At 38.5% G+C, this 14,271-nt stretch carries 9 protein-coding genes, 5 tRNA genes and 3 rRNA genes (1 of these 17 only partly in view); 1 reads left to right on the top strand and 16 read right to left on the bottom strand.

Translation table 11 applies throughout. From position 1 onward, the window contains the following. Position 1 precedes the first annotated feature (1 nt). The 8 genes from BMX69_RS20795 to BMX69_RS20760 all read right to left on the bottom strand — a co-directional run bounded on the left by BMX69_RS20795 (position 2) and on the right by BMX69_RS20760 (position 9,031). Positions 2-949, bottom strand: coding sequence for a protein NO VEIN domain-containing protein (locus BMX69_RS20795; protein ID WP_100043399.1), 948 nt, complete (start codon positions 947-949; stop codon positions 2-4). Beyond that, on the bottom strand, positions 924-2,912 hold the full coding sequence (locus tag BMX69_RS20790; RefSeq protein ID WP_100043398.1) for a DEAD/DEAH box helicase: 1,989 nt from the start codon (positions 2,910-2,912) through the stop codon (positions 924-926). The genes BMX69_RS20795 and BMX69_RS20790 overlap by 26 nt, the downstream gene beginning before the upstream one ends. A gap of 7 nt (positions 2,913-2,919) precedes the next feature. After that, complete coding sequence (locus BMX69_RS20785) at positions 2,920-4,215, bottom strand: hypothetical protein (RefSeq protein ID WP_100043397.1); 1,296 nt, start codon at positions 4,213-4,215, stop codon at positions 2,920-2,922. Then, entirely contained in the window at positions 4,181-5,827 is a 1,647-nt protein-coding gene (locus BMX69_RS20780; protein ID WP_054792162.1) for a DNA cytosine methyltransferase, read from the bottom strand. Before BMX69_RS20780 ends, BMX69_RS20785 begins: the two co-directional genes overlap by 35 nt. 207 nt (positions 5,828-6,034) lie before the next feature. Next, entirely contained in the window at positions 6,035-7,147 is a 1,113-nt protein-coding gene (locus BMX69_RS20775) for an HNH endonuclease domain-containing protein (protein WP_330387501.1), read from the bottom strand. Positions 7,148-7,818: 671 nt separating this feature from the next. Then, positions 7,819-8,124: a DUF5688 family protein gene (locus tag BMX69_RS24970; protein ID WP_054792163.1), complete on the bottom strand. Its 306-nt coding sequence runs from the start codon at positions 8,122-8,124 to the stop codon at positions 7,819-7,821. 4 nt (positions 8,125-8,128) lie between these two features. Then, positions 8,129-8,464: a DUF5688 family protein gene (locus BMX69_RS24965; protein WP_278280700.1), complete on the bottom strand. Its 336-nt coding sequence runs from the start codon at positions 8,462-8,464 to the stop codon at positions 8,129-8,131. Positions 8,465-8,758: 294 nt separating this feature from the next. Further along, the gene (locus tag BMX69_RS20760; RefSeq protein ID WP_054792165.1) at positions 8,759-9,031 is read right to left on the bottom strand and encodes a hypothetical protein; all 273 of its coding nucleotides are present in this window, start codon (positions 9,029-9,031) and stop codon (positions 8,759-8,761) included. A gap of 114 nt (positions 9,032-9,145) precedes the next feature. Between BMX69_RS20760 and BMX69_RS20755 the strand changes: the two genes are divergently transcribed. Continuing rightward, positions 9,146-9,931 (top strand): tyrosine-type recombinase/integrase, encoded by a 786-nt coding sequence (locus BMX69_RS20755; protein ID WP_054792166.1) that lies wholly within the window; start codon positions 9,146-9,148, stop codon positions 9,929-9,931. A 95-nt stretch (positions 9,932-10,026) separates the two neighbouring features. Here the strand turns inward: BMX69_RS20755 and BMX69_RS20750 are convergent. The 8 genes from BMX69_RS20750 to BMX69_RS20715 form a co-directional block, all read right to left on the bottom strand. After that, a tRNA-Cys gene (locus BMX69_RS20750) sits at positions 10,027-10,097 on the bottom strand. A 13-nt stretch (positions 10,098-10,110) separates the two neighbouring features. Beyond that, positions 10,111-10,182 (bottom strand) — tRNA-Glu (locus tag BMX69_RS20745). A 46-nt stretch (positions 10,183-10,228) separates the two neighbouring features. Then, a tRNA-Asn gene (locus BMX69_RS20740) sits at positions 10,229-10,301 on the bottom strand. A gap of 79 nt (positions 10,302-10,380) precedes the next feature. Further along, positions 10,381-13,272, bottom strand: a 23S ribosomal RNA gene (locus BMX69_RS20735). Between the two features lie 278 nt (positions 13,273-13,550). Next, positions 13,551-13,623: transfer RNA gene (locus BMX69_RS20730), tRNA-Ala, on the bottom strand. A gap of 81 nt (positions 13,624-13,704) precedes the next feature. Next, positions 13,705-13,778 (bottom strand) — tRNA-Ile (locus BMX69_RS20725). 7 nt (positions 13,779-13,785) lie between these two features. Beyond that, positions 13,786-13,903, bottom strand: a 5S ribosomal RNA gene (gene rrf / locus BMX69_RS20720). A 95-nt stretch (positions 13,904-13,998) separates the two neighbouring features. Beyond that, a 16S ribosomal RNA gene (locus BMX69_RS20715) occupies positions 13,999-14,271 on the bottom strand (it continues 1,259 nt past the right edge of the window). Together the 16S, 23S and 5S rRNA genes with 5 tRNA genes alongside form the textbook arrangement of a ribosomal RNA operon.

The following is a 14,271-nucleotide window of genomic DNA, read 5'->3' as shown; positions in this document are numbered from 1 at the left end:
ATCAAACATGCCAAACATGAAATGATTGAGATTCCACTAACCAATCATCGGACTTAAACAATGTATTAGCAGGATTTTTTATTATCATGGGAATGTACTCATTATCAGTAATTCTTTTTAAATCAACAAGATATAAGCAATACTCATTACCTTTTAGTTTTGCAATATCGTATTCATTTTTTGACCAATAAAAAGATTCTAAATCTGAAATTGCTTTTACTTCTATAAATCGATCAATACTTACCGAATTATTAGAGTTGAAAGAAACGATATCATAACCCGCACCTACATCTATATCTGATATCCTTTTAATCAAATCTTTCAAATTCACATTCGTTATTCTTTTCCTTTCAAACGATAAAACAAAACATTCAGCCATTTCGCCTGCTAATTCGTTTTCTTCAAGCTTTTTCCGTAATTGCTCAATAGTAAAAGCTTTATTTCTCTCTTTACAAAAAGAAGAAATTAGCACTTCATATTGAGAGGCAACAAAAAACTTAAATTTCGTATTAGTGCGAATAACTTCAAAAAATCCCTGACTGATAAGTAAATTTCTAAAAATAAAATAATCTAACGATAGTTTTTCATTTTTAAATATAAAACGCTTTTCTAATACATCAAATATAAACATATTCTGTTCAAATGCTTGAACACTAAACATTTTCGATATGGTATTTGAAATAATAGTATCATTCAATTTAATTGGATCATCAAGTACCCTTCCAATAACTGGAGAAATGTATATTTTCTCTTCGACAATAATCAGTTCTAAATATTCACAATATAATAATATTGAATTAATATTTTGAAATATCCTCTCAGAAGAATATTCACAAATTTTTTGAATATCCTTACGGTATAATCTCTGCCTTCCAATTACAGACTTTAGGAATAAAATTATATCACCTTTATCACCTAAACGGTTAATTTTTTTTAGTTCTTCTAACATAGTCTTTAATCAACGCCTTTATATCTTCATCACCTAGGTCGAAAGAAATATTATCAAATAATGGAATAGGCATATTCTCCATTATTTCCGTCATTCTACGTTCTTTTTCAGTTAATCTTTCATTAATTGTGTCATCAATAGAGTCTTTTGAAACTATAAAAAAATAATGAGTCTCTGTTCCGGGTTTCAAACCATATCTGTGTATGCGGTCCTTTGATTGGACAAAATGAGCAGCATTAAACGACCGTTCCAAATATATGGCATTATGGCAAGCCTTATGAAGAGAAATAGATTCTGCAACAGCAAAGGGATTTGCAATTATTACTTTATATGGACAATCTTCTTTCTGAAATTCTGCTACTATTTTTTCTCGAGTAACAATTTGCTGGTTTGTTTCACCTTCTATCCCCTCTTGCTCTACGGGTATAGCTCCATACAATTCTTGAGAAGCAATACCATTAATTGATAGATAATCTTTAAATTCATGTATAGTATGAATAAATGTAGCCCATACTACAACCTTACTACCCCCATTAATGATTCTTTCAATTAACTCTTTTGCAGCCACATATTTTGATGGAGTTTCTAGTATTTCATATTCGCCAATTTCTTTAAGCACATCAACATCATCAACCGACCGATATACCTCCTGACAGCAATCATCATCTTGCAGAAATTCGCATAATGGTTCTTTAAGCATAGCAGGATTTGTAGCAACTTGCATTAACCTTAGTACCTTTGCTTGGGCAAGAAGAGATTTAAACCTAGAAGATGTATCTGGAATTCCATCATTAAGCAACGAATTAATGTACTTTTTCTCAACAAAATCATAAATTCTTCGTTGTATAGGACCCATTTCGACCTCAATTGGCGGATGAACAGTTGCTAAAGGAATATTTAAATCGCTTTTTTTAATACGCATGAAAAAAGGAGCTATATTATTTATTAGACGATCAACTCGTAAATCATTAATTCGTGAAGTCATATCTTTTAACTGGTTGACTTGGAATCCAATTATATTCTTATTGGGCCATATAAATTTAAACATGTTATAAAGATCTTCATAACCATTTGGAGCTGGGGTGCCTGTTAAAACAACTCGTGCAGAACAATTTTTAGAAAGAGATAATACCGTTTCTGCAGTGATACCTCCAGAAGTATTTTTTGCTTTGTGTGCTTCATCAAGAACCATCATTACTCTATTATATTTCAAATAAAATTCTAATTCATTCTTTAATGGGACAAGAGATGCATAAGAAATCAATGTAATTTCTGCTGTATTGCGAGAATATAAATAATCAGTTTTTGCTTCATGTGATAAACCGCTTATAAGTCTCTTAGCATTTGGTTTCTTTCCAAAACATTCAGCATATTCAAGCTCCCAGGGTCCAAAAGAACTTAATGGTCCAACGATCAATAACTTATCTATCTTTTTTAAATCGCCTTCTGGAAGATGTTTTAAATAAGCGTATGCACCATACACAATACTAGTTTTTCCAGCGCCAGGCACAGAAAAATTACACGCATTTTGTGCAAAAGCAAGGTGATAGGCCGAAAGTAACTGAAGCGGATAAAGAGACCTATTAGGTAACCTGATTGCTACAGAATCACTAAAACTTTTGAATTCTTCAAATACGCATTTATTGTTTCTAATATCAAAGGCTTTTTCTGAAAATTCTGAAAATTTTTCTTCTTCCTTATAAAAATCCAATAGCGCCTGTTCAGATGTATTACTCTGTTTCTCATTAAATCCATACTTTTTTAACATTTCCCTTATATCGGACAGTAATGTAATGGTATCTTTCTCGCTAATTGGGATAACTATTTTATCCGTTTCAACTAGTGGCTTCAAATAATCCTTTATATATCTCCATGCAAATCTATGACTTTTTAATTTTTCAATATCTCCATACAAAAAAATTTTTTTATTCATAACATCAAGATCTATTGAAATTGTTGGCATAGATAGTTCACCCCCGATCTAAGCACTTCTTCATATCCCATATAATAGCATTTATTTTTTTTACCAAATCCCTCACATTAGGATCTGTCAAAAAGCTCTGTTGTTCACAGTCTACCGCTTGCAAAGAACTGAGTGCTCGATCAAGCAAATCAGCTGGCTTATTTGACGCTCTTTTATCCTCAAGTTTCCTTGTATAACGTTGTAAATTGCCTTTAATTTGCCCTTTAGAACGCTCAACCCACTCATTATCTCTTCTTTTAAGTAATTTACTTAAATCCTCATCTGGATATTTTTCCCTCAATTCATCAACAGTTTCCTCATCTTTAGGGGTTTTATCCACATGCGCCGAAAAAAAAGCCTCCCATAAATCTTTATAGAAAAAAATACTCCCATCTTTCCCAGTTTTAGCAATATCACGAAACTCTTTACCTTCATACCTTGCGCGAATATAATCAAAACAAACCGTTTTCAAATCAGATATATCTGAATCAGTAAAAGACCAATCAACCTTCTGTACATTCGAACCACACTTTTTATACGAATCAATATATCCTTGTAAATCAACAAATTGGCCTTCTGTTTTTTCTAGCCTAGTATAAATTCCATTATATTCGTATTCATCCAAATATGCTTCCATTAACTGAAGTATTTCAAGCCATTTTCTTATTTGACCAGGCTCTTCACTCATAAATCCAGCTATGTCTTGATCTGAAAAACCTAACCTTTTTAATTCTTTACACTTCAAATATTTTTCAATTGGATTATAATCTAGCTTATCATCTTCTCCCATTTGATATATAGTTTCGAGTTGTTGAATATCTTTTTCAGTTGCATCATCAGGAAGAATAATTGCCAAAAAGTATTGACAGCGTTCAACTTGAGCAAATGAATAACCAAGTTCTTCATGCTTATAAAACAATCTATTTAAAAGCATTGCACGCCTGTTTCCATCAACAATTATTCCATCTGCAGTGACAATCCCATATCGTTGCTGCCCATTAATAAGTAGATTAGTCATGGTCGTTTGATTACGATCCTTTTTAGATTCATACAAAAATCTTTCTATTAGTTCTTTATCGTGTTCTTTCTCAGCATCTAAATTTCCATTTTGTCTTTCAAAAGATAAAACTTCACTACCAATACGTCCATTATATTTATTATATATCAAAAAATCTAAAGGAATACGATATACCTCCTCTGTACGTGTTTCACCACGATATCGAAGTGGAATACCTGTCATTGCAACATTATTTTGATTCTGCTTGAGTTCAATAAGTTTTGCTTTCCTTGTCATTGTATCCATCAATTTTATCCCCCATGTTTTCTACTAATCTACAAAGAATATAGTATCCCACTACTATAGATATAGGCAACTCATATGGCATTTCTGAAATTCTTATTATATTAGCCCTAAATTCATCTGTCGGATATACTTCATCAATAAATTCTCTCACTCGTGAAAGCAATTCATATGGACCTAACATATTATTTCTCTCTAAGGAGGTCATACAATATCTCTTTTGAAAATCATTATAACCGACAAGTTCTGATTGCATCGACTTTATGAACTTTTCTATATTCTCCTTTTTATAATTATCAAGAAATTCTATATTAGGAACAGGCATAAATTTATTAGCCTTTTTTTTCCCTTGACTATAATGAATTTCAACATTCCATTTAAATTGTAAGCTCTTAAAATCAGAATTATAATTTGTTAATTCGACTCTATAAGCTGAATAGATTAAATATGGAATATGATATTTAAATTTTGCTGTTGCTCTTTTTGAACACTCTGTTTTAGGAGGTATATTCGCATTATTAAGATCAACAAATGGAACTTTTAAGTCATACTTTATTTTAATATAATTACTTGGAACAGATTCTCCCAAATCTATCATGATAGCTTTCGCTAATGCATAAGAAAGCTTTGGAGGAACAGCATTTCCTACTAACCGGTATTTGGTACCCTCTGTTGTGCCGCAAAAACGATAATCATTTGGAAAACTCATCATACAAGCAACTTCACGTACCGTAGGTAATCTATATCCACCATTTTTCCGACCTAATATCATTGATTCTCGTGAACTAGAAGAAAGAGTTGCCATAACTGTTCTAGCTGGATTATCGGGATTTTCCGGAAAAGACATTCGTCCCATATAACCCTTATCTTGCTTAAGCCTTTTTGCTGCTTCCCACTCAAATCTTTGTAAAACATGTTCATAATGATGATCTGATATCATATGCGAATTTATACCCAATTCTGGATAATTACAATCCCAAATTATTATATCTTCAAAATCTGTTGGATCACCTAAACTCTCTAATACAGCTTTTAGCGGAACTACTGTGTCATCATTATGAGTCTCAACCAATTCTGGGAATTCTCCACATAAAAATCGCTTTCGATTTGTAGGTGCTCCATAATATTTTGCATTATATATTTTTGATAAATCATTTAAAGGTCTTAATACCCAATCCCCAGTAAGTCCAAAGTCAGATGGTCTGTATTCATACTTTATGTACTCTTTAATATTAGGAACATTTTCTAATGCCCAATAAATAAGTATAGAATTCTCCTTAAACTTTTTGCGAGCAATAATTTTTAAATATGCTTCAAGTAAACTAATACCTAGCTCTTTATCACCATTACCTGATTTATTTGAATTAGAAAAAGCAACACATGGAGGCGATCCAATTATTACTTCTGTATCGGGTATAATGGCTTCAAACTCTTCCTCTGGTAAATTAGATAATCTTATCACATCATCTAAAATAACCTTTGCCTCCGGTTTATTTGCCTTAAATGTATCGACCGCAGGCTTCCATTTATCAACCGCAAAGCTTATTTTAAAACCAGCTTGACGAAATCCCTCTGAAAACCCTCCTCCGCCACAAAAAAAATCTGCTACTCTCATTTAAGTTACTCCATTCTAACGTATTACTGTTAGTAAAATTTTTAAGATACAAAATATCCCTACGATTTGACATTTTATATAATTATATAATAATGATATAATGATGTCAAATATCTAAGAGTTCAAAACAATCAATCTATTTTTATCATTGTTTTTATCTCCACTATTTTGTCATCTTCATCAATAGCAACGCTTCTTGCATTTATGTCACCTTGTATTTAAATAAAACCAATCTTTAAATCCAGCATTTCGAGCCGCATTATATAGTGGTAATAAAATATTTTCAAGATTTACCCGAAATTCAACCTCTGATATATCCTCCCGGTATAGCTTCATCATCACATCACCACTGTTTATATGCTCCTTACTACATTTTAAAAATTCCTTATGCACAACATCATACCTCCACATCATCTGATAAGAAAAAAACTCTTTCTCACACAATGCTGGAAAATACCTCTCCCAAGCCGGAAGGTTATTGCTTTTACTGCTATTTATGCTTTTCGTAGTCGGATGTAAATTCCAAAACTCATCATGAGCCACATACGACCAAGGGATAAAATGGTCAATCGAAAGCGTTTCTTGCATCAATATCTCATTTCCATAAATATCAGAAACAGGAGTAATCTCCATAATTGTCTTCCAATACTTAATGACTTTATTCAGCTTCCTGTCCTGGGGCGGCTCTAATTTATTGGAAATTCCTGGAATATTAGGATTTCGCCTTTGCAAGTACATAATCAAATTATACTGAATCCAGCCCTTCAAAATCTCATGATTTTTTCTTATATAAATACACCATTCAGGTCGTAAACAAATAGAAGTATCCAGTCCGCAGATATCAGTATAATAATACATCAGCCTTTTTTCCTGATTCATTCTCGCTACAAGATTTTGTTTTGAAATATTCCATTCACTCCCTGTAAAAGTTTCAACAAAAGGAGCCTGCAAACGATAAGGAACAAAATAAGTCAAAGTCCGCTTCATATTAACCACTCTCTTATTTTTACACTGTTCCAGGTAGTTAATAATATTAGCTTTCTTTTCACTAGCTTTCAGACCGCTGATATCATAGATATAATGAACTAAAGCTTCCAATGTATCTGATGGTCCCAGATTTAATTTATACTCTGATACCATATACCAGGAGTCTGCAAGCATTTCATTTATCAATTCTTGATATGTTAGCGTCTCTTTCCCGGATATCACTTTATTCACGATTGCCTGAAACCAAAATATCTTATAAGACTCACTCATCTTATCAAACAATCTTCCTAAACGCTCAATACTCAAATTTTCTGAATATGGTAACTGCATCATAGTATTCTCCGCCGCAATTATTTCCCTTAAATTTCTTTCAGTTCCGGCATCTCAAGCCCCAATGCCCTGATAAAGTCCTTTTCTGTCTCCAACTCGCCTCTGCAATAAACCGGATAAATTTCTCCGGCTCTGCGTGCACTCCTTTCAAAGCCTGAATATAGTCATTTCTTAAAGGAGAGATAACGCAAGGCAAATACCCCTTTTGTATTAAAGCCGTATTCATCAGCAGCCTAGTCGCCCCCAATTCCCAACTTCAAATGGAGGGATAAAAATGAACCTCCGATGTAATGCTGCAGCAAAAGTAATAGGATCATATTTGTTTCACTCTTTCTCTATCCAATAACATAGATATTTTATTCCCTGTCCTATCTTATCCGGTGTACAAACCGTATAAGATAACCTATAATAACGACATGTACCTCCCTATAAACCCCTGCATTTTCCTTAATGGCCTGTAGACATTATAACATACTTTTCCCGCTTTAATAATAATATCCTATCTACTTTCTTATATAAAAAATAAACTCCATTTGCATATTGCCCCTATGGACTTCAGCCATAGGAGCAATGAATGACATACAATGAATCCACTTTTATTTAATAAGACTAATTCTACAATCATTCCGAGATTACTTATAAATCCTATCCGATAACACATCCTCCTCCGGCACTTAACTTTCATTTATCACACCAACCATTTTTCTCAACTCCCCATAATCAAACTTCCCATCATCAGGAACCAATATAACTTCGCGTGTACTAGATGGCAATATAACAACATCTGAATTCTGAGAATCAGCGAAATCCTTCAGACACCCATCATATAAAATGCACCCAGCTCCGTTAATCTGCTTTTTATTCGAAAGCATATATAAGGGGGGGTTCTGTGATTCAAAATTCAGCAGATTATCTACCATCTCCTCCATTTCCACTCCCTCTAAATGCCTCTTCAAAATATCACACATAATCTCTTTCATCGTTTTAATTTCCAGCGGCAGCAAAATGGGAGTATTCTACTCTTCTATGAGAGTTATGAATCAAAGCCGTCATTTGTCCTCCTTTATGTTCATCCAAAACCAAATAGAACACCACTGCCAAGTCAAGAAATTTAATATATAGAACATCCTTTAAAAGCTCCTTATTCTTTTCACTCTGAATCAGCTTAAAAGCCACCTTATCCCTTACATTACTAAAATCCAAAAGCTCTCTCATATCCCCCAAAACCACGTCATTATTCTCTTTATACGCAGATATAATATCTTCCAGAATTTCTTGCATTGACATACCATGGGTAAAAGTCTCAGCGTATTTATACAAAAATATAAACCCAGCACTCTAACAGATTGGTCTCAATTTCCAATCCGCAGAGGTTTCATGCACTTTCTATAATGAATCAAACAAATTAATAGCAATCCTGTATCCATACAATTCGGGCATACAATTTTGAATGGTAGTCCAGGTAGTACGACAATTGGCATTAATTTTACAATTTTCCGAACTGCATTGCCTTTTTGAAAAACAGAAATGCTACATACGAAGCATACATATTTTCAGGTCTCCTATAATTTATATTTTTATAATAGAAAACCCTGTTTTCAAGAAAATTCACATTCAGGGGTTCTTTAAAAGATACCGGATCTGTTCTTTGGATATACCCACGTTTTCAACTGCATCAAGCTTTAAAGCTCCCATTCTATATGCAGTAACTGCCCATACACCAGACTTTTCAAAAGCAAGCTTATTGGCCTCGTCCAGCTTGCTGCGATAAGTTTCCCGCTGAAGTGACAGCCGGAAGTCATCTGCATCAACCAGATCACTGACGTACTCAGTAAGAACATCAATACGTTCAATATCAATATGCTCTTTCAGAGCTGCCTGATACATTCGTTCATGGTATTCTGAAATATCAACTCCATGATTAATAGCATAAAAATATTCTTGTATGCACAGAACACTGTGGGGGCCATACCGATCCGGTCTGGGATGCGATTCGCACGAATGCCAGACTACAGTAACATCTGGATAGTCCGGGATAAGCTCTACTCAAATGTATATCGAGTAACAGACTATAAGCACCCCTTTGACACTTATTCCGGGGAAGATGTGCTTGTATTTGAAGAGTTCAGAAGCGATTTACCTATCGGCAATGTGCTAAACTATCTTGATATATACCCTCTACAACTTCCTGCTCGATATAACAACCGCCAAGCATGTTATAACTTCGTCTATATCGTATCCAATTGGAAACTTGAAGATCAGTATTATAATATCCGCTTAGAACAGCCTGAAACATACTATGCCTTAATGAGAAGAATCCATAAAGTAAGAGTATATGATAACCCCGACAAACTCTTAGATGACCAAACAATGAATGATGACCTCACATTTAATCCCCGTACATATGAAAATGTTACCCATATAAAAGGGAATACTGATTATGGCTATCGTTATATGCCATTGACAGATGGTGCAAAACAGGTGCTGAAACGTATTAAGGCCATCAATCCAAACGGTGAATTTATCTTAATGAACGAGGGTAACCAGCTAACCACAATTACATTTAACAGGCATTTAAAGGCCTATTGCAATTCAGTTGGCATTGAACCCCGTACCAGTCACAAAATCCGTTTTACGGTGGCTTCTCTGCTTTATAAGAATGGTGTTCCGCCAACCACCTTGCAACGCTTGTTAGGACATTCCACTTTGGCTATGACACTTCACTATCTTAGAGATATCACACCAGAAGAGGATACCGTTAATGCCATGAAAGCTGTTTTAGGATAGTAAAAAGTACCTTGCATACATCTACATACCAAAAATCAAAAACAAAAAATGCTTCAAACCCTTGTAAAATAAGGATTTGAAGCACTTCTTAGAAGAGGCGACAACCAGATTTGAACTGGTGATCAGGGTGTTGCAGACCCACGCCTTACCACTTGGCTATGTCGCCATAAATTGTTAAGTGACCCCAACGAGATTCGAACTCGTGTTACCGCCGTGAAAGGGCGATGTCTTAACCGCTTGACCATGGGGCCTAACTTGCATTTCGTTTTCCTCATAGTCTCGCCTGAGTATCACGAACTCCCCGAGTAGGACTTGAACCTACGACCCAACGGTTAACAGCCGTTTGCTCTACCGACTGAGCTATCGAGGATTACTGAGGCATATACCCTCAAAACCACACATTGCTACATATCTATTTTCATCCGTTCTTTCCTCTTACCTAAACCAACCTGGTTAAGCCCTCGACCTATTAGTGACAGTCAGCTGCACATGTTGCCATGCTTCCACCTCTGCCCTATCTACCTCGTCGTCTTCAAGGGGTCTTACTCTTGCGATGGGATATCTCATCTTGAGGGGGGCTTCACGCTTAGATGCCTTCAGCGTTTATCCCTTCCCGACTTGGCTACTCTGCCATGGCTTTGATAGCCAACAGATACACCAGAGGTCAGTCCATCCCGGTCCTCTCGTACTAAGGACAGCTCCTCTCAAATATCCTACGCCCACGCCGGATAGGGACCGAACTGTCTCACGACGTTCTGAACCCAGCTCGCGTACCGCTTTAATGGGCGAACAGCCCAACCCTTGGGACCTACTACAGCCCCAGGATGCGATGAGCCGACATCGAGGTGCCAAACCACTCCGTCGATGTGAACTCTTGGGAGTGATAAGCCTGTTATCCCCAGGGTAGCTTTTATCCGTTGAGCGATGGCAATCCCACTTTATACCACCGGATCACTAAGTCCTAGTTTCCTACCTGCTCCACCCGTCGGTGTCGCAGTCAAGCTCCCTTATGCCTTTGCACTCTTCGAATGGTTTCCGTCCATTCTGAGGGAACCTTTGAGCGCCTCCGATACCCTTTCGGAGGCGACCGCCCCAGTCAAACTCCCCGCCTGACATTGTCCCCCAGCCAGGTCATGGCTGCAGGTTAGAAATCCAATACCGCAAGGGTGGTATCCCAACATCGGCTCTGATAAGACTGGCGTCCTATCTTCTTAGCCTCCCACCTATCCTGTACATGCAGTACCGAATCCCAGTATCAAGCTGGAGTAAAGCTCCATGGGGTCTTTCCGTCCTGGCGCAGGTAACCAGCATCTTCACTGGTACTTCAATTTCACCGGGTGCATTGTTGAGACAGCGCTCAAATCATTACGCCTTTCGTGCGGGTCGGAACTTACCCGACAAGGAATTTCGCTACCTTAGGACCGTTATAGTTACGGCCGCCGTTTACTGGGGCTTAAATTCAGAGCTTCGCGTTGCCGCTAACCCCTCCTCGTAACCTTCCAGCACCGGGCAGGCGTCAGCCCATATACCTCACCTTTCGGTTTTGCATAGACCTGTGTTTTTGCTAAACAGTTGCTTGAGCCTATTCTCTGCGGCCTGGTTTCCCAGGCACCCCTTATCCCGAAGTTACGGGGTCATTTTGCCGAGTTCCTTAACAATGCTTCTCCCGCCGGCCTTAGGATTCTCTCCTCATCCACCTGTGTCGGTTTACGGTACGGGCACATATTACACAATAGCGGCTTTTCTTGACAGCCCCTACGAAGACTTCCCTACTTATGTTCGGTACGCGTCACACCTTCCTGTTGCTGGGTGGATTTGCCATTCCAGCCAGTCCAGTGCTTGCCCCGGTCTTTTCATTCCCGGGTTCTTCTTCGGTTCTGTGTCCCCACAGTTCTGATAATATGCGGTACAGGAATTTCAACCTGTTGTCCATCGACTACGTCTTTCGACCTCGCCTTAGGCCCCGACTTACCCAGAGCAGATCAGCTTTACTCTGGAAACCTTAGATATTCGGCCTGGAGGATTCTCACCTCCATCTCGCTACTCATTCCGGCATTCTCTCTTCTTAACACTCCACATCTCCTTACGGTAATGCTTCTGTGCGTTAAGAATGCTCCTCTACCAATGTATATAAATATACATTCCACAGCTTCGGTGTCGTGTTTTAGCCCCGGACATTTTCGGCGCAGGACCTCTCGACTAGTGAGCTATTACGCACTCTTTGAATGTGTGGCTGCTTCTAAGCCAACATCCTAGTTGTCTGTGAAATCCCACATCCTTTTCCACTTAACACGCACTTTGGGACCTTAGCTGGTGGTCTGGGCTCTTTCCCTTTTGACTACCCAACTTATCTCGTGCAGTCTGACTCCCGTACATCATCTGGCCGGCATTCGGAGTTTGATATTCTTTGGTAAGCTTTGACGCCCCCTAGGAAATTCAGTGCTCTACCTCCGGCAGACTAATACGAGGCTAGCCCTAAAGCTATTTCGAGGAGAACCAGCTATCTCCGGGTTCGATTGGAATTTCTCCCCTACCCACACCTCATCGCCACCCTTTTCAACGGATGTGCGTTCGGTCCTCCATTTCCTTTTACGGAAACTTCAACCTGGACATGGGTAGATCACCCGGTTTCGGGTCTACCTTTACTGACTCTACGCCCTATTAAGACTTGGTTTCCCTTCGGCTCCACACCTTAAGTGCTTAACCTTGCCAGTAACGGTAACTCGCCGGACCGTTCTACAAAAAGTACGCGGTTCCACCTTAAACGTGGTTCCACAGCTTGTAAACACAGGGTTTCAGGTTCTCTTTCACTCCCCTCCCGGGGTCCTTTTCACCTTTCCTTCACAGTACTATGCGCTATCGGTCACTAAGTAGTATTTAGCCTTGGGGGGTGGTCCCCCCGAATTCCCACAAGGTTTCTCGTGTCTCGTGGTACTTTGGATCCTGCTCGCTGACTATTGCTTTCCCATACAAGGCTTTCACTTTCTATGGCCGGTCTTTCCAGGACCGTTCTGGTAACAAATCGTCTCACTTATTGCAGTCCATAACCCCAGTATGCACGCATACTGGTTTAGGCTCCTTCCATTTCGCTCGCCGCTACTTTGGAAATCGAGTTTTCTTTCTTTTCCTCCGGGTACTTAGATGTTTCAGTTCCCCGGGTTCCCGACGTATGGCTATGTATTCACCATACGACAACTGAGGTTTGCTCAGTTGGGTTTCCCCATTCAGATATCTCCGGATCAAAGGATATTTGCTCCTCCCCGAAGCTTTTCGCAGCTTATCACGTCTTTCATCGGCTCTTAGTGCCAAGGCATCCACCCTGCGCTCTTATTAGCTTAACCAATTCGATGTTCACCTGCGGGTGCGGGCTACTTATCTAAGATACATAGCGTTGTATCTCTGGTCTTAGGTTTGTTATTTCACCGTACGTTACGGTTACTTTAACGAGTTTTGTTTGGTTACATCGTTAGATGTAACACCTCGGATGTCTTGATGTCGTCTTTATACTTTAACATATAAAAACTCTATCTAGATATATTTCAATATGTGGTTTTCAAGGTACATGCGTGATGCAATCTGAAGTGCTATTAATTATAATAAACTTCGCAATTACACCAAATGGAGATGGAGAGATTCGAACTCTTGACCCCCTGCTTGCAAGGCAGGTGCTCTCCCAACTGAGCTACACCCCCAGAAACTTGGATGTGGGTCTACCCTGTAAAGGCTATCCCTATATTCTTTTTATATGTTTATCATCTGGTTTCATAAACCAATGGGCTTAAGTGGACTCGAACCACCGACCTCACGCTTATCAGGCGTGCGCTCTAACCAGCTGAGCTATAAGCCCATAAATAATCTGGCACCCACCTGCTCTCCCATGCCGTCTCCAGCATAGTACCATCGGCCGCTTAAGTCTTAACCATCGTGTTCGGGATGGGAACGGGTGTCTCCCCTAAGCGCATCGGCACCAGAAATCTTTTGTCTTCTTGGTGTTTCCATATTCTTTTTTATTTCTTTGAAAACTTAAGACTCAACAGTATATAAAACCCTTACTTCTTCTTCCTTAGAAAGGAGGTGATCCAGCCGCACCTTCCGATACGGCTACCTTGTTACGACTTCACCCCAGTTATCAGTCCCGCCTTCGGCAGCTCCCTCCTTACGGTTGGGTCACTGACTTCGGGCGTTACCAACTCCCATGGTGTGACGGGCGGTGTGTACAAGACCCGGGAACGTATTCACCGCGGCATTCTGATCCGCGATTACTAGCGATTCCAGCTTCATGTAGTCGAGTTGCAGACTACAATCCGAACTGAGACGTTATTTTTGGGGTTTGCTCCAGA

Origin of the sequence: Lacrimispora sphenoides JCM 1415 (genome assembly GCF_900105615.1) — a bacterium.
Lineage (GTDB): Bacteria > Bacillota > Clostridia > Lachnospirales > Lachnospiraceae > Lacrimispora > Lacrimispora sphenoides.
This window is presented reverse-complemented; position numbering and strand designations above follow the sequence as displayed.

What these genes read in the sequence shown, in the direction of transcription:
- BMX69_RS20795 (WP_100043399.1), bottom strand. Translation starts at nt 949, where the DNA reads ATGTTAGAAGAACTAAAAAAAATTAACCGTTTAGGTGATAAAGGTGAT.
- BMX69_RS20790 (WP_100043398.1), bottom strand. Translation starts at nt 2,912, where the DNA reads ATGCCAACAATTTCAATAGATCTTGATGTTATGAATAAAAAAATTTTT.
- BMX69_RS20785 (WP_100043397.1), bottom strand. Translation starts at nt 4,215, where the DNA reads ATGGATACAATGACAAGGAAAGCAAAACTTATTGAACTCAAGCAGAAT.
- BMX69_RS20780 (WP_054792162.1), bottom strand. Translation starts at nt 5,827, where the DNA reads ATGAGAGTAGCAGATTTTTTTTGTGGCGGAGGAGGGTTTTCAGAGGGA.
- BMX69_RS20775 (WP_330387501.1), bottom strand. Translation starts at nt 7,147, where the DNA reads ATGATGCAGTTACCATATTCAGAAAATTTGAGTATTGAGCGTTTAGGA.
- BMX69_RS24970 (WP_054792163.1), bottom strand. Translation starts at nt 8,124, where the DNA reads ATGAAAGAGATTATGTGTGATATTTTGAAGAGGCATTTAGAGGGAGTG.
- BMX69_RS20760 (WP_054792165.1), bottom strand. Translation starts at nt 9,031, where the DNA reads ATGTATCAGGCAGCTCTGAAAGAGCATATTGATATTGAACGTATTGAT.
- BMX69_RS20755 (WP_054792166.1), top strand. Translation starts at nt 9,146, where the DNA reads ATGCCAGACTACAGTAACATCTGGATAGTCCGGGATAAGCTCTACTCA.